Genomic DNA, 20,020 nt, shown 5'->3' on the forward strand with positions numbered 1-20,020 from the left:
GCGGCGACATACTCAACGCAACGGCACCGACGGTGACCGCTTCGCGTGACGCCGGGCATGGACCACCGTCGGCGCGCCTCAGCGTGCTGCGCCCGGGACGCATCGGCGATCGGGCGCGCGATGCATCGTCAGAGCGGCAGACCGACGTAATTTTCCGCGATCGCCGTCTGCATCGCCTCGGAACCGGCGACATAGTCGAGTTCGGCCACCTGCATGCGATGTTCGAACGTGCCGTCCTCGGGAAAGCGGTGCATCAGCTTGGTCAGATACCAGCTGAACCGTTCCGCCTTCCAGATCCGGGCGAGCGCGCGATCCTGATAGCCGTCCAGGCCCGCGACATCGTTCCGATCTAGCGCGCCGACCAGCGCGTCGCACAGATAGGCGACGTCGGACGCGGCAAGGTTGAGGCCCTTTGCCCCGGTCGGCGGGACGATATGCGCGCTGTCGCCGGCGAGAAACAGGCGGCCATGGCGCATCGTTTCGAAGACATAGCTGCGCAGTGGCGCGACCGACATCTCAAGCGCCGGGCCGCGCGTCACGCCATGGCTGCTGATCGGATCGAACCGCGCGGCCAGCGCGTCCCACAGCCGCGCCTCGCTCCAGTCATCGACCCGGTCGGTCGATGGCACCTGGATATAATAGCGGCTGCGCGTTTTCGATCGCATCGATGCAAGCGCGAACCCGGCATCCGCATTCGCATAGATCAGTTCGTCATGACAGGGCGGCACGTCGGCGAGGATGCCCAGCCAGCCGAACGGATAGACCCGCTCGAACTCGCGCCCCGCGCCGACTGGAATCGCCTTGCGCGAGGGGCCGTGATAGCCGTCGCACCCGGCGATATAGGCACAGTCGATCCGGTGGGTTTCGCCGCCCTTGCGATAGGTGACGAAGGGGGCGTCGCCGGTGATCTCGTGCAGCGCGACGTCGGCGGCATCATAGACGATGTCCAGCCCGCGCCCGGGCGCCGCGTCCATCAGGTCACGGGTCAGTTCGGTCTGGCCATAGACCATGACATGGCGACCGGTCAGCGCCTTGATATCGATGCGGATCAGCCGGTCGTCGGTGGCAAGGTTGAAGCCGTCCTCCACCAGCCCCTCGGCCTGCATCCGCGCATCGATGCCGAGCCGGGTCATCAGGTCGGTCGTCACGGTTTCGAGCACGCCGGCGCGGATCCGGCCGAGCACATAGTTCGCCGACGCCCGCTCGACGACGATACAGTCGATCCCCGTCTGGCGCAGCAGGTGACCGAGCAGCAGGCCCGACGGCCCTGCCCCGATGATCGCGACCTGTGTCCTCATATCGTCAGCCCGTACCCTTTAACTGTCGCTCCAGCATGTCGAGTACGCGGTAACAGGGCAACACCTGCGCCACGCTGGAATTGGGTTCGCGCCCCTCCCGGATCGCGGCCACGAACTCGCGGTCCTGCAATTCGATGCCGTTGTTCGACACCGCGACCCCGGACAGGTCGACCGGCTCCTCGCGTCCGGTCACCAGATCGTCATACCGCGCGATCCAGGTGCCGGTGTCGCAGATATAGCGAAAGAAGGTGCCGAGCGGTCCGTCATTGTTGAACGACAGGCTGAGCGTGCAGATCGCACCACTCTCCGCCTTCAATTGTATAGACATATCCATGGCGATGCCGAGTTCGGGATGCAGAGGCCCCTCCAGCGCATGGGCGGCGACGATCGGGCCTGCCTGATAGGCGAACAGATCGACGGTGTGCGCCGCGTGGTGCCACAACAGGTGATCGGTCCAGCTGCGCGGTTCGCCCTTCGCATTCATGTTCTGGCGGCGGAAGAAATAGGTCTGGACATCCATCTGCTGCACCCGCGCCTCGCCGCTGGCGAATTTGCGGTGCAGATATTGGTGACTGGGGTTGAAGCGCCTGGTGTGGCCGACCATCGCGGTCAGGCCGGTCTCCTGCGCCTTCGCCAGCACCGCCTCGCCCTCTGCCAGGCTGTCGCACAGCGGGATCTCGACCTGGACGTGCTTTCCCGCCTCCATGCACTGGATCGCCTGGGCGGCGTGCATCTGGGTGGGGGTACAGAGGATCACCGCGTCCAGGCCCGGCTGTTCCAGCGCCTCGGCCAGGTCGGTACACGCATGCGCGATGCCATATCTGTCGGCCACCGCCCGCGTCGGTTCCAGCCGCCGTCCGACGACCGACACGACCTCGACCCCGTCGATGTTCCTGAGGCCGTCCAGATGCTTTTCGCCGAATGCGCCGGCGCCTGCGAGTGCGATCTTCATCCTAGTCTCCGGTTATTCCGCCGCCTGTGCGAACCCGCTGCCGGTCATGTCCAGTCCCTCGCCATTGTCGGGGCGGAGCACGAGATGGCCGATCGCGGTGTTCGAACAGGGAACGTGATAGTGACGGTGCAGCGCGGCGGCGCGGCGGCCAAGCGCGCCGCGCATGATGAGCCACATCACCATCTCGATGCCCTCGCTGCCGGTTTCGCGCAGATATTCGATGTGCGGGATCTGGCGCAGATGGTCGCTGTCACCGATCAGCCCGTCGAGGAACATATTGTCCCACACGCGATTGATCAGGCCCGCGCGCGGCCCCTGAAGCTGGTGGCTCATCCCGCCGGTTCCCCAGATCTGAACGTTCAGGTCTTCCGGAAAACTCGCGACGGCGCGGGCGATCGCCTCCCCCAACGCCCAGCAGCGGTTGCCCGATGGCGGCGGATAGGTGACGACGTTCACCGCCAGCGGGATCACCTTGCACGGCCATTCCGGCACGTCGCCGAACATCATGCTGAGCGGGACGGTCAGGCCGTGATCGACGTCCATTTCGTTGATGATCGTCATGTCGAATTCGTCGAGGATCAGGCTTTGCGCGACGTGCCAGGCGAGGTCGGGATGGCCATGCACGTCCGGCACCGGGCGCGGACCCCAGCCTTCGTCCGCCGGCTTGTACCGCTCGCCACAGCCGATCGCAAAAGTCGGCACGATCTTCATATCGAACGCCGATGCGTGATCGTTATAGACCAGGATCACCACATCGGGCCGTTCCGCCTTTTCCCATTCGCGGGTCCAGTCATATCCGGCAAAGATCGGGCCGAAATACGCGTCGCGATCCTTGCCCATGTCGTGGGCCACGCCCAGCAGCGGCACATGGCTGGACGCCACACCGGCGGTAATGCGGGCCATCAGCGCTTCTCCCTGATCGAACGAACGCCTTCGGGCGACCGACCCCCGGCCATCATCATCGCCTGATACGCCTCGACCGACATGCCGGTCATCGTGCTCACCGCCTGGACAAAGCTGAGGCCATCGGTCGAAAAGACCTTCGCCATGAAATAGATGTTGCCGCCCAGATCGAGCAGGCGGTTGTAGTCGCGGTCGAGAACCGCCTGTTTCTGCTCGTCCGACATCGGCCAGTCGGCCAGGTACGCGCGCTCGTCCGCCTTCCAGCGTTCGCGGTTCTCCGCCTTCATCAGGCTCATCGCGAACTGGTTGAGGTGATAGCCGCGCCGCGCGCGTGCGGCCGTGTAGACGCGGGTGCCGGGAATATCCTCGAATTCGGCGAGATATTCGTGAATGTCCTGCCGGTCCGGATTTTCGGTAATCACAGCCCCCGCTCCTTCAGCTTCGCGTCGAGGCGCGGAAACACGCGGCGGGCATTGCCCTCGAAAATCGCGTGCCGCTCCGCATCGCTGATGTCCAGCGCATCGACATAGCGTTTGGTGTCGTCGAAATAATGGCCCGTCATCGGATCGATCCCGCGCACCGCGCCCACCATCTCGCTGCCGAACAGGATGTTCCTGTTTTCGATCACATCGGCCAGCAGATCGATGCCCGGCTGGTGATAGACACAGGTATCGAAGAAGATGTTGTTCATCAGATGCGTGTCGAGCGCCGGCTTCTTCAGCATGTCGGCCAGTCCCCGATACCGGCCCCAATGATATGGCACCGCGCCGCCGCCGTGCGGAATGATGAAACGCAGCGTCGGGAAATCGGCGAACAGGTCGCCCTCCAGCAATTGCATGAACGCGACCGTGTCGGCGGCGAGATAATAGCCGCCGGTCGCGTGCATCGCCGGGTTGCAGCTGCCCGAGACATGGATCATCGCCGGGACGTCCAGCTCGACCATCTTCTCGTAGAACGGATACCAGTAGCGATCGGTGAGCGGCGGGTGGGTAAAGTGTCCGCCGCCCGGATCGGGGTTCAGGTTGCATCCGATGAAGCCCAGCTGGCTGACGCACCGTTCCAGCTCGGCAATGCTGTTGGCCATGTCCGCCTTGGGGCTTTGCGGAAGCATGCAGACGCCGACGAACGTTTCGGGGAACAGCCCGACGACCCGCGCGATCAGGTCGTTGCAACGCATCGCCCATTCCCGCGCCACCGCCTCGTCCCCGACATGCGGGGCCATCGCCGAGGCGCGGGGCGAAAAGATCGTCAGGTCCGCGCCGCGCTCCCTGATCAGGCGCAGCTGGTTCGCCTCGATCGTCGCGCGGATCTCGTCGTCCGAAATCTCCGGATAGGGCGGGCATGGCGTACCGGACTTGAACGCGGCCTTTTGCGCCTCGCGCCACGCATCGTGTCCCTGGGGCAGCACCGTATAATGGCCATGGCAGTCGATGATCACGCGGCGGCTTCCTCTTCCCTGTGTTCGATCGCGGCGAGCTTGGCGGCAAGGCCATCGGGCGGCGCGATGCCGAGCGCGCCGAGCGCGCGTTGCCGGGCAATGGTCGCGCGCGTCATCGCCGGCGCGATGCCCAGATCCTCCAGCGTCTTCGCCACTTCCTCCATCTCGGCCGCGCGGCGGGTGCCGTGTGCCAGCATCCGATCGAGATTATAGTCGGTGCGCGCCGCCCAATCCTGCGCCTTCCAGCTGGCGTCGAGCGAGGCGAACACCGCATCGGCCACGCCGGCGCGATGCGCGGCAAGGACGCATTCGGCGCTCAGCGCCTCCAGCCCCTTCACCATCACCGATCGGATCATCTTGATCGCCGACGCGTCGCCCACCGTCGCGCCCGCGACCGAGACATGCGTGAAGCCATAGCCGCGCAAGGCGGCGGCCGCGGCATCGGCATGCGGCCCGGCGACCAGCAGCGGCACCGCGAGCCGCGCGGGGAGCACCGGCGCCATGACCGCGACATCGACATATCGCGCGCCCGCCGCCTCGACCGCCGCAGCCGCCGCACGCTTCGTCGCCGGTGCCACGCTGTTCATATCGATCCACATCGCGTTCGGGCGCAGCATCGGCGCACAGGCTCGCGCCGCCGCCAGCGCCTGATCCGCGGTGACGAGGCACAGGGCCAGGTCCGCCCGTTTCAGCGCATCCGCGGCGCTGGAAGCTCCGCGCGCTCCGGCGGCGTCGAACGCGGCGATCATGGCGGGACCATTGGCGGGGTCCGCAACCTTGACGTCGAACGCCGCGACACCGGGGCAGGCAAAGGCCCGTCCGGCCTCGCCAAATCCGATCAGGGCGACGGCGTCATGCATGGCCGCCATCAAGCGGACCGGGCGCCCGACTTCCAATCGGATTGTACCAAATGCTATCCGATTTCCTGAACTCTGGTTTCATCTGACGCGCGTTGCAGCAGCGCGATCATGCGCGACTGCGCGCGGGTGGGGCGCCATCCGGCACGGGTGCTGATACCGATCGTGCGCACCGCATCGGGCAGATCCGGCCCGATCGCCTCCAGCATACCCGCCCGCACCTCCAGCGCCACCTGGTCCGGAGACAGCAGCGTCAGCAGGTCGCTCTGCGCCAGCAGACCCCGGATCACCATGACCGATCCGCATTCGACCGGCACCGGCGGCGGCGCGCGCCCCGCGAACAGCGCCTCCCAATGCGCACGCAGCGGGGTGCCGACCGGACCGACCACCCAGGATTGGGCGGCGAGGGTGTCGAGATCGACGGAAGTTCCCGCAAGCGGGTGTCCGCGCCGGCCGAATATGGCAAGCCGGTCGGTAAACAGCGGCAGCTGATCGATCCCGGGCGGGCAATCCTCACGCAGCGCGCCCACCATGATGTCGATGACGCCGTCGAGCAGCGGATCGACAAGTTCGCGCCACGATCCCTCGACCACATCGACGATCGTGCGCGGTTCATCGCGAAGAAACTCCGCGAGGCTGTGCGGCAGCAGCAGCGCGCGGCTGAGCGGCATCGCGCCGATCGCAATCCGCCCGCCATCGCCGTCCGCACCGCGCGCCTCGGCGATACCTGCCGCGATCTCGCTCGCGGCGAGGCGGACACCACGGGCGAGCGCCCGCCCCGCCGGGGTCAGCGCCATCCCCCGCCCCCGTCGCTCGGCGAGCGGCGTCGCACAGACCTGTTCGAGTTCGCGGACCGCGCGATGCACGGCGGGCTGCGACATGCCGCTCGACGCCGATGCGCCGGCAAAACCCTGGGCATTGGCGAAATGGAGATAGGCGTCGAGCTGGGTCGCGGTCATCAGCATCTCCGGGCGCGCAAAGCCGCGCGTGCCGCGCCGGGCCGAACGGCGGGACGCGGCGGCGAGCTGATCGAACGCGCGCCCGACCCGGTCGGCCAGCGCCGTCCCCGCAACGCTGGGCGTCACGCCATCCGGGTGACGATCGAACAGCGTCACGCCGAGCTGTCGCTCCAGCTTCGCCAGCCCCTGGGTCAGCGCCGGCTGCGACAGCCCCACCGCCTCCGCCGCGCGATTGAGACTCCCCTGCGCGATCACCTGGCCCAGGGCGCGCAAATGCCGGAGATTGAGATCGAAGGGACGAATCATTTGGAAGACATATCACAAAATCTTATGACATCTCGGCTTTTCAGATACCGGGTCGCGGCGGCGCCTTCGCTACATCTCCATTCCATCCGGCCGCTTCGCTCACGGGAGACCTCCAAATGACCGCACGCGTCGTGCAGAAGATCGATCGCACGCCGATGGACATCGTCGATGGCCTGGCCGGGGCCGGCGTCGCGACGGTGCATGAGGCGCAAGGGCGGATCGGGCTGCTCGCGCACCCCCTTCGTCCCATCTATGCCGGCGCGCGGATCGCCGGAAACGCCGTGACGATCTCGTCACCGCCGGGCGACAACTGGATGGTGCATGTCGCGATCGAACAGCTTCGGCCCGGCGACATCCTGGTCCTGGCACCGACCAGCCCCTGTGTGGACGGCTATTTCGGCGACCTGCTGGCGACCAGCGCGATGGCGCGCGGGTGCCGGGGCCTGGTGATCGACGCCGGCGTGCGCGACGTGCGCGACCTGACCCAGATGGGCTTTCCGGTCTGGTCAAAGGCGGTGTTCGCACAGGGGACGGTCAAGAACACCCTGGGATCGGTCAACGTGCCGGTGGTGTGCGCGGGTGCGGCGATCGAACCGGGCGACGTGGTCGTGGCGGATGACGACGGCGTATGCGTGGTGAAGCGCGCCGATGCCGCCATGGTGCTGGAGGCGGCGCGCAAGCGCGAGGCGGCGGAGGAGGCAAAGCGCAAGCGGCTGGCCGCTGGTGAACTGGGCCTCGACATCTACGACATGCGGCCGCGGCTGGAGGCGATGGGGCTGCGCTATGAGTGACGGCATCCGCTGTATGTGGATGCGGGGCGGAACGTCGAAGGGCGGCTATTTCCTCGCCGACGACCTGCCCGCCGATCCCGCCGCGCGCGACGTGCTGTTGCTGCGCGTCATGGGATCCCCCGACCCGCGTCAGATCGACGGCATGGGCGGGGCCGATCCGCTGACCAGCAAGGTCGCGGTGGTGCGCCGTTCCGCGCGCGATGGCGTCGATGTCGACTACCTGTTCCTTCAGGTCTTCGTCGATCAGGCGATCGTCACCGATGCGCAGAATTGCGGCAACATCCTGGCGGGCGTCGGCCCGTTCGCGATCGAGCGCGGCCTGGTCGCGGCACAGGATGGCGCGACGCAGGTCGCGATCTTCATGGAGAATACCGGGCAGGTCGCGGTGGCGCGCGTCCGGACGCCGGGCGGCAAGGTCCGCTATGACGGCGACGCCGCGATCAGCGGCGTGCCGGGAACGGCGGCGGCGATCCCCCTCGCCTTTCGCGATACCGCCGGATCGAGCTGCGGCGCGCTGCTGCCCACCGGACATGGCGTCGATCACATCGACGGCGTCGCGGTGACGATGATCGACAATGGCATGCCATGCGTCGTGATCGCGGCGAGCGACATGGGCATCACCGGCTATGAGGATCGCGACACGCTGGACGCCGACGCGGCGATGAAGGCAAAGGTCGAGGCGATCCGGCTGAAGGCGGGGCCGCTGATGAATCTGGGCGACGTGACCGAAAAGTCGGTGCCAAAGATGATGCTGGTCGCGCGCCCTCGCGATGGCGGCGCGATCGCCGTCCGGTCGCTGATCCCGCACCGCGTGCATGCATCGATCGGGGTGCTCGGCGCGGTCAGCGTGGCGACGGCATGCCTGGTCGAGGGGTCACCCGCCGCCGCGCTGGCGCAGCTGCCAGAGGGGCGATCGCTGACGCTGGGGGTCGAACATCCGACCGGGGTGACCGAATGCGTGGTGACGCTGGACGCGCGCGGCGCGCCGGTGGAGGCCGGGATGCTGCGCACCGCACGCAAGCTGATGGACGGAGAGGTTTTCGCATGAGCACCACCGACGCGGACGGGCGCATCCGCAGCTGGACGCTGACCCCGTCGCGCCCGCATTTCGTGCCGCCGCCGGGTGCGATCGACGCGCATTGCCACGTCTTTGGCCCACAGGCGCAATTCCCGTTCAGCCCAAAGGCGAAATATCTGCCGCAGGATGCCGGGCCGGACGCGCTGTTCGCGCTGCGCGAGCGGCTGGGCTTCGCGCGCAACGTCATCGTCCAGGCGAGTTGCCACGGGACCGACAATCGCGCGACGCTCGACGCGATCGCCCGGTCGAACGGAACCTGCCGGGGCGTGGCGGTGGTCGATCCGGCGATATCTGACGCGGATCTGGACCTGCTCCACGCCGGTGGCATCCGCGGCGTGCGGTTCAACTTCCTCAAGCGGCTGGTGGACGACGCGCCCAAGGACCGGTTCCTCGACGTCGCGCATCGCGTCGCGCGGCTCGGCTGGCACGTTGTCGTCTATTTCGAAGCCGATATCCTGGACGAGATGAAGCCGTTTCTCGCCGCGATCCCGGTGCCGATCGTCATCGATCACATGGGCCGCCCCGACGTGCGACAGGGACCCGACGGCCCCGACATGACGGCGTTTCGCGCGTTGCTGGACAGCCGCGACGACATCTGGACAAAGGTGACCTGCCCCGACCGGCTCGACCCCGCCGGACCGCCCTATGCCGATTTCGTGCGCGCCGTGCGCCCGCTGGTCGAAACCTATTCCGACCGCGTCCTGTGGGGGTCAGACTGGCCGCACCCCAACATGGAAACGGTGCTGCCCGACGACGGCGCGCTGGTCGATGTCATCCCGCAGATCGCGCCCGGTGCCGAATTGCAGCGCAAGCTGCTGGTCGACAATCCGATGCGGCTTTACTGGCCCGAGCACGCCTGACCCGGGCGAGCGGGCGCGGCGCCATGGCAGCGCCGCGCCCGCGCCGGATCAGCCCCACACCTCGTTGGCCACATCGATCACCAGGCGCATCTTCGCCGCCTGCTGTTCCACCTCGATATCATTGCCGTGGACGGTCGAGGAAAAGCCGCATTGCGGCGACAGCGCGAGCTGATCGATCGGCGCGTAACCGGCGGCCTCTTCGATCCGGCGCTTCACGTCATCCTTAGACTCCAATTGGCCCAGCTTCGTGGTGACGAGGCCCAGCACGACCGTCTTTCCCTTTGGAAGGTGGCGCAGCGGCGCGAAATCGCCCGAGCGCGGATCGTCATATTCGAGGAAATAGCCGTCGATATCGAGTTCGTTGAACAGCACCTCGGCAACCGGCTCGTACCCGCCCTCGGCCGCCCAGCTTGAGCGGAAATTGCCGCGACACAGATGGACACAGACGACCATGTCGTCCGGCCGGTCCCGAATCGATTCGTTGATGATGCGCGCGTACAGGCGCGGCAACTGGTCCGGGTCCATCCCGCGACGCCGCGCATTCTCCCGCTGGGTATCGTCGCACAGATAGGCAAGGTTGGTATCGTCGAGCTGAAGATAGCGGCAGCCGGCGTCCGCCAGGCTCTTGATCTCGGCCCGGTACGCCGCAGCGAGATCGCTGTAGAAATCGTCGAGATCGGGATAGGCGGCGTCATCGATCGCCTCGCGGCCGCCGCGAAAATGCAGCATCGTCGGCGACGGGATCGTCACCTTGGGCGTGCGCGAGGTGCAGCTGGCCAGGAATTCATAATCGGCGCGCTGAATGTCCTTCGCATGGCCGATCCGGCCGGTGATCTTCATCACCGGCGGGGCATATTCCAGTTCCTTTCCACCATGCTGATGGAACTTCACCTGGGTTCCCCCCGCCTCTTCGACGCCGTCAAGCTGCAACAGGAAATCGGTGTGAAAATAGGTGCGGCGAAACTCGCCGTCGGTAATCCCCTGAAGCCCCAGATCCTCCTGGAACTTCACGACACCGCGAATGGCTTCGTCCTCCACATCGCGCAGCGCCGCCGCATCCATCTCGCCCTGACGATAGGCGGTCCGCGCGTCGATCAGCGCCTTGGGACGGAGGAAGCTGCCGACATGATCGGCGCGGAACGGCGGCTTGGACATGTTGATCTCTCCTTGTGATATTTGTACGTACTACATACAAAATATTGCGCGGAGCGATACCGCAGCATGATGGAGAGGGCAATGACCTGGATTTACAATCGCTGGTATGTCGCCGCATGGGATTCCGAGGTCGATCGGACCCCGATCGCGCGGACGATCTGTGGCGAACCGGTCATGCTCTACCGCAAGCTGGATCGCAGTGTCGTCGCGATGCGCGACGCCTGTCCCCACCGGCTGCTGCCGCTGTCGATGGGGTTCAAGGAAGGCGACTCGGTCCGCTGTCGCTATCACGGCCTGCTGATCGGACCCGATGGCGACGCAAGCGAAATGCCGATCAAGTCCGAAGCGGTGCCGAAGGGGCTGTGCGCGACGCTGTACCCGGTGGTCGAGCGGCATCGGTTCGTCTGGGTGTGGATCGGCGATCCGGCACGGGCCGATCCCGACCTGATCCCCGATTTCTGGCCATGCAGCGCGCCGGGATGGACGTTCGACGGCGGGTATAATCACATCGCCTGCGACTATCGGCTGGTGATCGACAATCTGATGGACCTCAGCCACGAAACCTGGGTGCATCAAGGGTCGATCGGCCAGCACGAGATCACCCAGGCGCCGATCGAAACCATCGTCGCGGGCGACGAGGTGCGGGTGCGCCGGTGGATGCCCGGCATCCAGCCCCCGCCCTTCTGGCGCGACGCGCTCCGCGCCGCCGGGCCGGTCGATCGCTGGCAGATCTGCCATTTCCTGCCGCCGTCATCGGTGCTGATCGATGTCGGCGTCTCCCCGGTCGAGGCCGGCGACACGATCGAAACCCATGATTCGGGGGTTCGCGGATTCGTGGTCGATGCGATGACCCCGGAAACTGAGGGGACGACCCATTATTTCTGGGGAATGGCGCGCAATTTCGATATCGAGGATGCCGGGTTCACCGCCCGCTTCAAGGCGCAGCAGGGTCAGGTGTTCGAGGAGGATGTCGAAGTGCTGGAGGCGCAACAACGCAGCGTGAATGCCAATCCCGACATGAAGCTGCGCGGCTATTCGATCGATCAGGGCAGCGTTCGCGCGCGCGCGATCATCCGGCGGCTTGCCGGGGCGGAAGGCGCGTGATCGATCGCGGCGAACTCGACCGCAATCTCGGCCTGCGGGTGCGCCGCGCGCATGGCGCCGTCCAGCGGCACTTCACCGAGCATTTCGCCGAACTTGGCCTGACCCAGAAACAGGTATCGGTATTGTGGCTGACGGGCGATCACCCCGACGTGGCGCAGACCGACCTCGCCACCGCGCTCGACATGGACCGGGCGACGACGATGGCGCTGGTCCACGCGCTCGAAAAGCGCGGGCTGCTGTCCCGCAAGCCGTCGCCGACCGACAAGCGGCGGATCGCGTTCCGGTTGACGCAAGCGGGCGAGCGCCTGCTGGCCGACGCGAAACAGGCGATCCAGAGCCATGAAGCATGGCTGAAGGCCCGGTTCTCGGCACGGGAACTGGCAGCACTTGAGGAAATGCTGGCCCGCATCTATCAGGGATAGCTAGCAGCTATAACAATCAAGCTGGAGGGGTGGAATGGCGACCGATCCGCGCACAGTCATCGACGGCGCTCCGATGTCCCGGTTTCAATGGGGCGTGGTGGCGACGATGATCGGCCTCAACGCCCTGGACGGGTTCGACGTGCTGTCGATCAGCTTTGCCGCCCCGGGCATCGCCGCAGACTGGGGCATCGATCGCGCCGCGCTGGGCATCGTGCTTTCGATGGAACTGGTGGGCATGGCGATCGGATCGCTGTTCCTGGGCGGCATCGCCGACCGGATCGGGCGACGCGCGACGATCCTGTCCTGCCTGTCGATCATGACCGTCGGCATGCTGGGCGCGGCCACCGCGAACGGCGTGACGGTGCTGATGCTGTGGCGCGTCCTGACCGGGCTGGGAATCGGCGGGATGCTCGCCGCGACCAATGCCGCCGTCGCCGAAGCGGCCAATGCGCGGCATCGTTCGCTCGCCGTGGTGCTGATGGCGGCCGGCTATCCGGTCGGCACCATCGTCGGCGGTTCGGTATCGGCGGTGCTGTTGTCGATATACGACTGGCGCGCGATCTTTGTGTTCGGGGCGGCATGCTCGCTGCTGTTCGTGCCGCTGGTGCTGTGGCGCGCGCCCGAATCGGTTTCGTTCCTGATGCACAAGCGCCCGCCCGACGCACTGAAGCGGATCAATGCCGCGCTGGCGCGGATGGGGCATCCCCCCGTCGATGCGCTGCCGGAGGTCGAGGTTGGCGACGGTGACAAGGTGCCGATGATCGAACTGTTCTCGCCCGCGCTGCTGCGGCCGACGATCCTGCTGACGCTGGCGTATCTGGCGCACATCATGACCTTTTACTTCATCCTGAAATGGATTCCGAAGATCGTGGTCGATATGGGGTTTCCTCCTCCAGAGGCCGCCGGCGTGCTTGTCTGGGCGAGCATCGGCGGCGCGACCGGCTCGGTGCTTCTGGGACTGTTGAGCGGAAAGATCCGCCTGCTCGCGCTGACGATCGTGGCGATGCTGCTCTCCACCGCGCTGGTGATCGTGTTCGGGCGCGCGCAGACCGATCTCTCCTCGCTCTCGATGGTGGCGGCATTGGCGGGTTTTGCGACCAATGCCGGCGTGGTCGGCCTGTATGCGCTGATCGCCCAGTCATTCCCGACCGGGGTCCGCGCCACCGCGACCGGGTTCGTGATCGGCGTCGGCCGGGGCGGATCCGCGCTGGCGCCGGCGCTGGCCGGATTCCTGTTCGCCGCGGGATATGGATTGCAGAGCGTCGCGGTGCTGATGGGCCTTGGCTCGATCATCGGCGCGGTGGCGCTGGCCGGGATGCTGCGCTGGCGTGCGCAAGGCGCGACGGCCTGAGCATAGCCCGCCGTTCGAGCCAGGCCGGCGGCGGATCGCTCAAAGACGCGGGCGCGGTGCCGCACCGTGGCGCGGACAAGAGCGCTTGCGTCGATCGATATTAGGTTATATTGCATAACAATAATTGGAGAGGCCCATGGCTACGATCGCACCGCCGGCAACCGGCAAATCCTTCACCCGCATGAACCCGGTAACCGGTGAGGTGGCGACGACCGCCGCGGCGGCCACGCCGGCGGATGCCGATGCGGCGGTCGATGCGGCGGCGGCGGCGTTTCCCGCCTGGTCGTCGCTGGGTCCCAATGCGCGGCGTGCGTTGCTGAACAGGGCGGCCGACGCGCTGGCGGGCAAGGCCGATCAGTTCGTCGATGCGATGATGGGCGAGATCGGCGCGACCGAGGGCTGGGCGCGGTTCAACCTGATGCTGGCGGTTGGCATGGTGCGCGAGGCGGCGGCGCTGACCACCCAGATCGGCGGCGAGGTGATCCCCTCCGACAAACCGGGCTGCATCGCCATGGCGCTGCGCGAGCCGGTGGGCGTGATGCTGGGCATCGCGCCGTGGAACGCGCCGATCATCCTGGGCGTCCGTGCCGTCGCGGTGCCGCTGGCATGCGGCAATACCGTCGTGCTGAAGGCCAGCGAGCAATGCCCGCGGACACACAGCCTGATCGCCGAGGCGTTCGCCGAAGCCGGGCTGCCCGAAGGCGCGGTCAGCATCGTGACCAACGCGCCGGAGGACGCGGCGGACATCGTCGGGACGCTGATCGACCACCCCCAGGTGCGCCGCATCAACTTCACCGGATCGACCGCCGTCGGCAAGATCATCGCGACCCGCGCGGCCGCACAGCTCAAGCCGGTGCTGCTCGAACTGGGGGGCAAGGCGCCGCTGATCGTGCTGGAGGATGCGGACCTGGACGAGGCGGTGAAGGCGGCGGCATTCGGCGCGTTCATGAACCAGGGCCAGATCTGCATGTCGACCGAGCGGATCATCGTCGTGGACGCGGTCGCCGACGCCTTTGTCGAGAAATTCGCCGCCAAGGTCGGCAGCATGGCGGTAGGCGACCCGCGCGAGGGGAAGACGCCGCTGGGTGCGGTGGTCGATCAGAAGACCGTCGATCATGTGAAATCGCTGATCGCCGACGCGGTGTCGAGCGGCGCGGTGCAGGTCAATGGCGGCGAGGCGCAGGGGGTGCTGATGCCGGCGCATGTCATCGACAGGGTGACGCCACAGATGAAGCTGTTTCGCGACGAGAGCTTCGGCCCCGTCGTCGGCATCATCCGCGCGCGCGATGAAGCCCATGCGATCGAGCTGGCGAACGATACCGAATATGGCCTCTCCGCCTCGGTCTTCACCCGCGACACCGCGCGCGGCCTGAACGTCGCGCGGCAGATCAGGTCGGGCATCTGTCACGTCAACGGTCCCACCGTGCATGACGAGGCGCAGATGCCGTTCGGTGGGGTCAAGGCATCCGGCTATGGCCGCTTCGGCGGCAAGGCGGGCATCGACGCCTTCACCGAACTGCGCTGGATCACCATCGAAACCCAGCCCGGCCACTATCCGATCTGATATGTCGCGGCACGCGAATGCCCGACCATGTCACCATCGATTTCATATCGTGAACCAGGCGCGCAGGCGCCGAACAGGAACGAGAGAGCATGACCGAACTGAGCACCAACGGCGTCGTGGCGTATGATGTCGAAAACGGCATCGCCTGGGTGCGCTTCAACCGGCCCGAAAAACGCAATGCGATGAGCCCGACGCTCAACCGCGACATGATGGAAGTGCTCGACCTGCTCGAATTTCGCGCAGACGTCGGCGTGCTGGTCCTTTCCGGCGAGGGGCCGGCATGGACGGCCGGCATGGACCTAAAGGAATATTTCCGCGAGACCGAGGCCCAGGGGCTGGGCGGCACCCGCAAGGCGCAGCGGGAAAGCTATGGCTGGTGGCGCCGCCTGCGCTGGTATCAGAAACCGACGATCGCGATGGTCAATGGCTGGTGCTTCGGCGGCGGCTATGGACCGCTGTTCGCGTGCGACCTCGCCTTTGCCGCCGAAGAAGCCAAGTTCGGGCTTTCCGAAATCAACTGGGGCATCCTGCCCGGTGGCGGCGCGACCAAGGTGGCGCAGGAACTGATGCCCTTCCGCAAGGCGATGTACCACGCGATGATGGGTGAGAATATCGACGGCGCGACGGCCGCCGAATGGGGCCTGGTCAACGAGGCGCTGCCGCTCGCCGATCTGAAGGATCGCGTGACCCGGGTCGCCAACGAACTGCTCAAGAAGAACCCGGTGGCGCTGAAGGCGACGAAGGACGCGATGAAGCGGGTCGGCGTCATGAGCTATGACGATGCCGAGGATTATCTGGTCCGCGCGCAAGAGGCGGCAAACAGCTTCGACAATGATGGACGCAAGGAGGGGATCCGCCAGTTCATCGACGAGAAGAGCTACAAGCCGGGCCTGGGCGCCTATGACAAGGATCGCGTGAAGGCGTGATCCGAACCCGGCGCCGCCGCCCGACATGGCGATCGCTCGCTCCCCATCGGGGCCAGAGCGCCGCGCCGGTCAGGCGGCGGTAGCGCGCGCCGCCATCTCGACCCGTTCAACGTCAGGGACCGCCATGCCAGCCCCCGATCTCTCCCGCCTCCTCTCGCCCAAATCGGTGGCGATCGTCGGCGCCTCCCCCACCCCCGGCGCGCTGGGTAATTCGGTATTGCGCAATCTTGAGCGGCACGGCTTTTCCGGCGAGATCCATCTGATCAATCCCAAGCGTGACGCGATCGACGGCCGCCCCTGCCTGCACTCGATCGACCTGCTGCCCGATGGCGTTGATGCCGCCGTGCTTGCGATTCCCGGCCCGGGCGTGCTCGCGGCGGTCAGAGCGCTGGCGCAGCGGGGTGTCGGCGCCGCGATCATCTTTTCGGCCGGCTTCGCGGAGGGCGGTGACGAGGGGCTGGCGGCCCAGGCCGAAGTCGCGCGGATCGCGGCGGAAAGCGGCATGGTGGTGGAAGGCCCGAACTGCCTGGGCATGGTCAATTACGCCGCCGGCGTCCCGTTGACCTTTGTCGAGGCGCCGGTGCTCGATCTGGCCGGCAAGCCGGCGGTCGGCATCGTCAGCCAGTCCGGCGCGATGGCGGTCGTGCTGGGAACGACGTTGATGGCCAGGGGGCTGGGCATCACCCTTTCGGTTTCGACCGGGAACGAGGCCGCGAGCGGCGTCGAGGAGTATGTCGCGCATCTGATCGCCGATCCGGCAACCCCCGCGATCGCGATGATCGTCGAACAGTTTCGCAAGCCCGCCCGCTTCCTGGCGCTTGCCGAATGCGCGCGCGCCGCGGGCAAGACCATCGTGCTGCTGCACCCCGGCACGTCGAGCGCGGCGCGTGAAAGCGCGGCGACCCATACCGGCGCGATGGCCGGTGACTGGCAGTTGATGAAGGCGAAGGTCGAGCGCGCCGGCGTGGTGCTGGTCGATAGCCTGGAAGCGCTGGGCGATGTGATCGAGATCGCCGTGCGCGCGAAGCCGGTCGGCGCTGGTGGCGCGGCCGTGCTGACCGAATCGGGCGCGTTCAAGGCGCTGACGCTGGACCTTGCCGAAACGATCGGCCTCGCGCTGCCGGCAATGTCGGGTGAGACGGCGGCGGCGATGCGCGCCGCGATCCCCGATTTCATCCCCCTGTCCAACCCGATGGACCTGACCGCGCAGGCGCTGGTCGATCCCGATCTCTATCGACGGACGCTGATCCCGCTGCTGGCCGACGACAATTTCGCCGCGCTGGTGTTCGGGATCATCCAGACCGACCCGGAAACGGCGTCGCGCAAATTTCCGGCGATCATCGACGCGGTGAAGGCGCTCGACCCGCAAAAGCCGGTGATCTTTGCCGGGATCGACGATGGGGCGGAGGTGCCGGCCGCCTATATCGAGGGGCTGCGCGCGATCGGCGTGCCGTATTTCCCGTCGCCCGACCGCGCCTTTCGCGCGTTGCGGCACCTGAACCGGCTCGCCGCGCGCGATTTCGCGCGCGCCGGAGCCGCGCCGGTGTCACTCGACCTGCCATCGGGGGTGATCCCCGAATATCGCGCGAAGCAACTGCTCGGTCCGATCGGCATCCCCTTCCCCGCCGGCGGCTTCGCCGCGACGATCGAGGAGGCAAGGGCGATCGCCGCCAGGGTCGGCTATCCCGTCGCGATCAAGGCGCAGTCGGCGGACCTGAGCCACAAGAGCGATGCGGGGGGCGTACTCCTCAACCTCGCCGACGCGGCGGCGCTGGAACGCGCATGGGTCACGCTGCATCGGAATGTTGCCGCCCATGACGCGGCGATCGCGCTCGACGGCGCTCAGGTCGAGGCGATGGGCCGACGCGGCGTCGAACTGATCGTCGGCGCGCGCAACGATCCCGAATGGGGGCCGGTCATCCTGGTCGGGTTCGGCGGCGTGACGGCCGAACTGCTGCGCGATGTCCGGCTGCTTCCGCCCGATCTGACGCATGACGCGATCGTCGCGGAACTTCGCGCGCTGAAGCAGGGCGCGCTGCTGGACGGCTATCGCGGGTCACCCGCGCTCGACGTCGATGCGGTGGCGCGGCTGATCGCCGATCTCGGTCGCGTACTCGTGGGAACGCCGTCGATCCGTGAGATCGACCTGAACCCGGTGGTGGTCCACCCGCGCGGCGACGGCGTGATCGCGCTCGATGCGCTTATTCTGGCGGATTAGGATCTGCGTGGCCGCCCCGGTTCGCTGGGTCCAGGCCGGGACGGCACGTATCGCGCGCCTAGGAAATCTCCGGCTCGCGCCGTTCGATCCGGCCGAGCAGCTCGAGCAGCGTCTCGCGCTCCGCTTCGGTGAACCCGACCAGCATCTTTTCCTCATGCGCCGCGACCCGGGCAAGCGCATCGGCCAGGGTCGTGCGGCCCTTTGCGGTGATGTGCAGCAGAAAGGCCCGGCGGTCGGCGGGATCGGTCTTGCGCGTCACCAGCTTGGCGTCGATCAGTTCGTTGATCAGGGCGACCATGTTCGCCCGCTTGATCCCGAGGATGCGTCCCACCGTACCCTGATTGATCCCCGGCGCGTCGGATACGGTCGCCAGGATCGCGAACAGGACCTGGCGCATGCCCGTCCCCTCCATCGTCGCGATGAAATCCGCCGCGAACGCCCCCGACGCGCGACGGAGATGATAGCCGACGAGCGGGCCGAGCAGGCCGCCCCCAAAATGTTCCTCTGCCATGGACGGATGGAGAGACACATTTTTCCGCACTGCGTCAATCCGACGGCGTCGGTCGCCCGGCGCCACCGCCATTTCGCGACGGTCCGTTTTCGGTCGCCGTCACGGTCGCGCCTGGCCGCATATCCCGCTAAGGCGGCGCGTATGTTGAAGTTCGCCGCGCGGCGAAGCGCGGATCGGGAGTGATGATGACAAGACAGCTGGGATGTTCGCGCGTCGCCCCCATCGGCCTGGGCTGCATGTCGCTCAGCCATGCCTATGGCTCCCCGCCCCCGCGCGCGGCGGCCATTCGCCTGCTCAATCAGGCGCTCGACCTTGGCTACGATCATTTCGACACCGCGACCCTGTATGGCGACGGACAGAACGAGACCCTGATCGGCGAGGCGATCGGGCATCGCCGTGACGCATTCTTCCTCGCCTCGAAATGCGGAATGGGGATGGTCGATGGAAAGCGGGTCATCGACGGGCGTCCCGCCACGTTGCGGGCGCAGATCGACGCCAGCCTGAAGCGGCTGGGGACCGATCGCATCGACCTCTATTATCTCCACCGCTGGGACAGATCGGTGCCGATCGAGGACTCGGTGGGTGCGCTTGGCGAGATGGTGCGGGCCGGAAAGGTGCTGGCGATCGGCCTGAGCGAAGTGTCCGCGCCGACCCTGCGCCGGGCGCACGCCGTCCATCCGATCGCGGCGGTCCAGAGCGAATATTCGCTATGGTCGCGCAATGCCGAGCTTGGCATCCTCGATACGACGCGCGAACTCGGCACCGCGCTCGTCGCCTTCTCTCCGGTCGCGCGCGGATTTCTCGCCGGGGGCATCGACAGTCCCGACACGCTGGAACCCGGCGACATCCGGCGCGCCATGCCCCGGTTCGAAGCCGGAAATTTCGCGCGCAACCTCAACCTTTTATCCAAATTCCGGGCGATCGCCGCTGGCCTCGACCGCACGCCCGCGCACCTGTGCCTGGGATGGCTGCTGGCGCGCGGGGAGCATGTGCTGCCGATTCCCGGCACCACCTCCCCTGCGCACCTTGCGGAGAATGCGGCGACCCCGCCATCTCCGCTGGCTGCGGAGGTCGTCGCCGAACTCGATCGGCTGTTCGATCCGGCTGCGATCGCCGGACCACGCTATCCGGCGGCGACCCAGGCGGAAATCGATACCGAACAATTCTAGCGCCAGAGGATCGGCGACGCCTCGCCCGGCAAAATCGTCGCGGGACCTATCCGACGTTATATTTACAGCGCGCAGACGCAATGCGACCTTATCCGCCAGCGCCGGTCCCCGGCCAATCCGGTCGCATGAGCGGTCGCAGCGGAGCCATCAAATGTCCG

At 66.9% G+C, this 20,020-nt stretch carries 19 protein-coding genes; 10 read left to right on the forward strand and 9 right to left on the reverse strand.

Annotated elements, in window-relative coordinates; translation table 11 throughout:
* Positions 1-128: 128 nt before the first annotated feature.
* Genes pobA through KF783_RS00245 form a run of 7 tightly spaced genes read right to left on the reverse strand, consistent with a single transcriptional unit; the run spans position 129 to position 6,713 of the window.
* Positions 129-1,298 (reverse strand): 4-hydroxybenzoate 3-monooxygenase, encoded by a 1,170-nt coding sequence (gene pobA / locus KF783_RS00215; protein ID WP_294075877.1) that lies wholly within the window; start codon positions 1,296-1,298, stop codon positions 129-131.
* Positions 1,299-1,302: 4 nt separating this feature from the next.
* On the reverse strand, positions 1,303-2,250 hold the full coding sequence (locus tag KF783_RS00220; RefSeq protein WP_294075878.1) for a Gfo/Idh/MocA family oxidoreductase: 948 nt from the start codon (positions 2,248-2,250) through the stop codon (positions 1,303-1,305).
* A 12-nt stretch (positions 2,251-2,262) separates the two neighbouring features.
* Positions 2,263-3,153: a class III extradiol dioxygenase subunit beta gene (locus KF783_RS00225; protein ID WP_294075879.1), complete on the reverse strand. Its 891-nt coding sequence runs from the start codon at positions 3,151-3,153 to the stop codon at positions 2,263-2,265.
* On the reverse strand, positions 3,153-3,575 hold the full coding sequence (ligA, locus tag KF783_RS00230; RefSeq protein ID WP_294075880.1) for a protocatechuate 4,5-dioxygenase subunit alpha: 423 nt from the start codon (positions 3,573-3,575) through the stop codon (positions 3,153-3,155). Before ligA ends, KF783_RS00225 begins: the two co-directional genes overlap by 1 nt.
* Complete coding sequence (locus KF783_RS00235) at positions 3,572-4,591, reverse strand: amidohydrolase family protein (protein ID WP_294075881.1); 1,020 nt, start codon at positions 4,589-4,591, stop codon at positions 3,572-3,574. Before KF783_RS00235 ends, ligA begins: the two co-directional genes overlap by 4 nt.
* On the reverse strand, positions 4,588-5,451 hold the full coding sequence (locus KF783_RS00240; RefSeq protein WP_294075882.1) for an NAD(P)-dependent oxidoreductase: 864 nt from the start codon (positions 5,449-5,451) through the stop codon (positions 4,588-4,590). Before KF783_RS00240 ends, KF783_RS00235 begins: the two co-directional genes overlap by 4 nt.
* A 53-nt stretch (positions 5,452-5,504) precedes the next feature.
* Positions 5,505-6,713: a LysR family transcriptional regulator gene (locus tag KF783_RS00245; RefSeq protein WP_294075883.1), complete on the reverse strand. Its 1,209-nt coding sequence runs from the start codon at positions 6,711-6,713 to the stop codon at positions 5,505-5,507.
* A 116-nt stretch (positions 6,714-6,829) separates the two neighbouring features.
* On the opposite strand from KF783_RS00245, the gene KF783_RS00250 reads away from it, so the two are divergent.
* Genes KF783_RS00250 through KF783_RS00260 form a run of 3 tightly spaced genes read left to right on the forward strand, consistent with a single transcriptional unit; the run spans position 6,830 to position 9,442 of the window.
* Positions 6,830-7,504 (forward strand): 4-carboxy-4-hydroxy-2-oxoadipate aldolase/oxaloacetate decarboxylase, encoded by a 675-nt coding sequence (locus KF783_RS00250; RefSeq protein ID WP_294075884.1) that lies wholly within the window; start codon positions 6,830-6,832, stop codon positions 7,502-7,504.
* The gene (locus KF783_RS00255; protein ID WP_294075885.1) at positions 7,497-8,552 is read left to right on the forward strand and encodes a 4-oxalomesaconate tautomerase; all 1,056 of its coding nucleotides are present in this window, start codon (positions 7,497-7,499) and stop codon (positions 8,550-8,552) included. The genes KF783_RS00250 and KF783_RS00255 overlap by 8 nt, the downstream gene beginning before the upstream one ends.
* On the forward strand, positions 8,549-9,442 hold the full coding sequence (locus KF783_RS00260) for an amidohydrolase family protein (RefSeq protein ID WP_294075886.1): 894 nt from the start codon (positions 8,549-8,551) through the stop codon (positions 9,440-9,442). Before KF783_RS00255 ends, KF783_RS00260 begins: the two co-directional genes overlap by 4 nt.
* A gap of 48 nt (positions 9,443-9,490) precedes the next feature.
* On the opposite strand, the gene KF783_RS00265 is transcribed toward KF783_RS00260, so the two are convergent.
* The gene (locus KF783_RS00265) at positions 9,491-10,597 is read right to left on the reverse strand and encodes a 5-methyltetrahydropteroyltriglutamate--homocysteine S-methyltransferase (RefSeq protein ID WP_294075887.1); all 1,107 of its coding nucleotides are present in this window, start codon (positions 10,595-10,597) and stop codon (positions 9,491-9,493) included.
* A gap of 81 nt (positions 10,598-10,678) precedes the next feature.
* Here KF783_RS00265 and KF783_RS00270 point away from each other — a divergent pair, with 81 nt between their 5' ends.
* The 6 genes from KF783_RS00270 (at position 10,679) to KF783_RS00295 (ending at position 18,182) form a co-directional block, all read left to right on the forward strand.
* Positions 10,679-11,701, forward strand: a complete 1,023-nt coding sequence (locus KF783_RS00270; RefSeq protein WP_294075888.1) for an aromatic ring-hydroxylating dioxygenase subunit alpha — start codon at positions 10,679-10,681, stop codon at positions 11,699-11,701.
* Positions 11,698-12,123 carry a MarR family transcriptional regulator gene (locus KF783_RS00275; RefSeq protein ID WP_294075889.1) on the forward strand — a complete coding sequence of 142 codons (426 nt, stop codon included), beginning with the start codon at positions 11,698-11,700 and terminating at the stop codon, positions 12,121-12,123. Before KF783_RS00270 ends, KF783_RS00275 begins: the two co-directional genes overlap by 4 nt.
* Positions 12,124-12,196: 73 nt before the next feature.
* Positions 12,197-13,474, forward strand: a complete 1,278-nt coding sequence (locus KF783_RS00280) for an MFS transporter (RefSeq protein ID WP_294075890.1) — start codon at positions 12,197-12,199, stop codon at positions 13,472-13,474.
* A 136-nt stretch (positions 13,475-13,610) separates the two neighbouring features.
* Positions 13,611-15,038 carry an aldehyde dehydrogenase gene (locus KF783_RS00285; protein WP_294075891.1) on the forward strand — a complete coding sequence of 476 codons (1,428 nt, stop codon included), beginning with the start codon at positions 13,611-13,613 and terminating at the stop codon, positions 15,036-15,038.
* A gap of 89 nt (positions 15,039-15,127) precedes the next feature.
* Positions 15,128-15,964: a p-hydroxycinnamoyl CoA hydratase/lyase gene (locus KF783_RS00290; protein ID WP_294075892.1), complete on the forward strand. Its 837-nt coding sequence runs from the start codon at positions 15,128-15,130 to the stop codon at positions 15,962-15,964.
* Between the two features lie 124 nt (positions 15,965-16,088).
* The gene (locus KF783_RS00295) at positions 16,089-18,182 is read left to right on the forward strand and encodes an acetate--CoA ligase family protein (RefSeq protein ID WP_294075893.1); all 2,094 of its coding nucleotides are present in this window, start codon (positions 16,089-16,091) and stop codon (positions 18,180-18,182) included.
* Positions 18,183-18,240: 58 nt separating this feature from the next.
* Here KF783_RS00295 and KF783_RS00300 read toward each other — a convergent pair whose 3' ends face one another.
* Complete coding sequence (locus KF783_RS00300) at positions 18,241-18,693, reverse strand: MarR family transcriptional regulator (protein WP_294075894.1); 453 nt, start codon at positions 18,691-18,693, stop codon at positions 18,241-18,243.
* A gap of 185 nt (positions 18,694-18,878) precedes the next feature.
* Between KF783_RS00300 and KF783_RS00305 the strand changes: the two genes are divergently transcribed.
* Complete coding sequence (locus tag KF783_RS00305; RefSeq protein WP_294075895.1) at positions 18,879-19,862, forward strand: aldo/keto reductase; 984 nt, start codon at positions 18,879-18,881, stop codon at positions 19,860-19,862.
* Positions 19,863-20,020: the final 158 nt, after the last annotated feature.

Source organism: Sphingomonas sp. (assembly GCF_019635455.1).
Classification (GTDB): domain Bacteria; phylum Pseudomonadota; class Alphaproteobacteria; order Sphingomonadales; family Sphingomonadaceae; genus Sphingomonas.

Bases quoted from the DNA above. Each gene is read 5' to 3' on its own strand.
- KF783_RS00260 (WP_294075886.1), top strand. From the start codon at position 8,549: ATGAGCACCACCGACGCGGACGGGCGCATCCGCAGCTGGACGCTGACC.
- KF783_RS00300 (WP_294075894.1), bottom strand. From the start codon at position 18,693: ATGGCAGAGGAACATTTTGGGGGCGGCCTGCTCGGCCCGCTCGTCGGC.
- KF783_RS00280 (WP_294075890.1), top strand. From the start codon at position 12,197: ATGTCCCGGTTTCAATGGGGCGTGGTGGCGACGATGATCGGCCTCAAC.
- KF783_RS00305 (WP_294075895.1), top strand. From the start codon at position 18,879: ATGACAAGACAGCTGGGATGTTCGCGCGTCGCCCCCATCGGCCTGGGC.
- KF783_RS00265 (WP_294075887.1), bottom strand. From the start codon at position 10,597: ATGTCCAAGCCGCCGTTCCGCGCCGATCATGTCGGCAGCTTCCTCCGT.
- KF783_RS00250 (WP_294075884.1), top strand. From the start codon at position 6,830: ATGACCGCACGCGTCGTGCAGAAGATCGATCGCACGCCGATGGACATC.
- KF783_RS00295 (WP_294075893.1), top strand. From the start codon at position 16,089: ATGCCAGCCCCCGATCTCTCCCGCCTCCTCTCGCCCAAATCGGTGGCG.
- KF783_RS00270 (WP_294075888.1), top strand. From the start codon at position 10,679: ATGACCTGGATTTACAATCGCTGGTATGTCGCCGCATGGGATTCCGAG.
- KF783_RS00225 (WP_294075879.1), bottom strand. From the start codon at position 3,153: ATGGCCCGCATTACCGCCGGTGTGGCGTCCAGCCATGTGCCGCTGCTG.
- pobA (WP_294075877.1), bottom strand. From the start codon at position 1,298: ATGAGGACACAGGTCGCGATCATCGGGGCAGGGCCGTCGGGCCTGCTG.
- KF783_RS00255 (WP_294075885.1), top strand. From the start codon at position 7,497: ATGAGTGACGGCATCCGCTGTATGTGGATGCGGGGCGGAACGTCGAAG.
- KF783_RS00245 (WP_294075883.1), bottom strand. From the start codon at position 6,713: ATGATTCGTCCCTTCGATCTCAATCTCCGGCATTTGCGCGCCCTGGGC.
- KF783_RS00220 (WP_294075878.1), bottom strand. From the start codon at position 2,250: ATGAAGATCGCACTCGCAGGCGCCGGCGCATTCGGCGAAAAGCATCTG.
- KF783_RS00240 (WP_294075882.1), bottom strand. From the start codon at position 5,451: ATGCATGACGCCGTCGCCCTGATCGGATTTGGCGAGGCCGGACGGGCC.
- KF783_RS00290 (WP_294075892.1), top strand. From the start codon at position 15,128: ATGACCGAACTGAGCACCAACGGCGTCGTGGCGTATGATGTCGAAAAC.
- KF783_RS00285 (WP_294075891.1), top strand. From the start codon at position 13,611: ATGGCTACGATCGCACCGCCGGCAACCGGCAAATCCTTCACCCGCATG.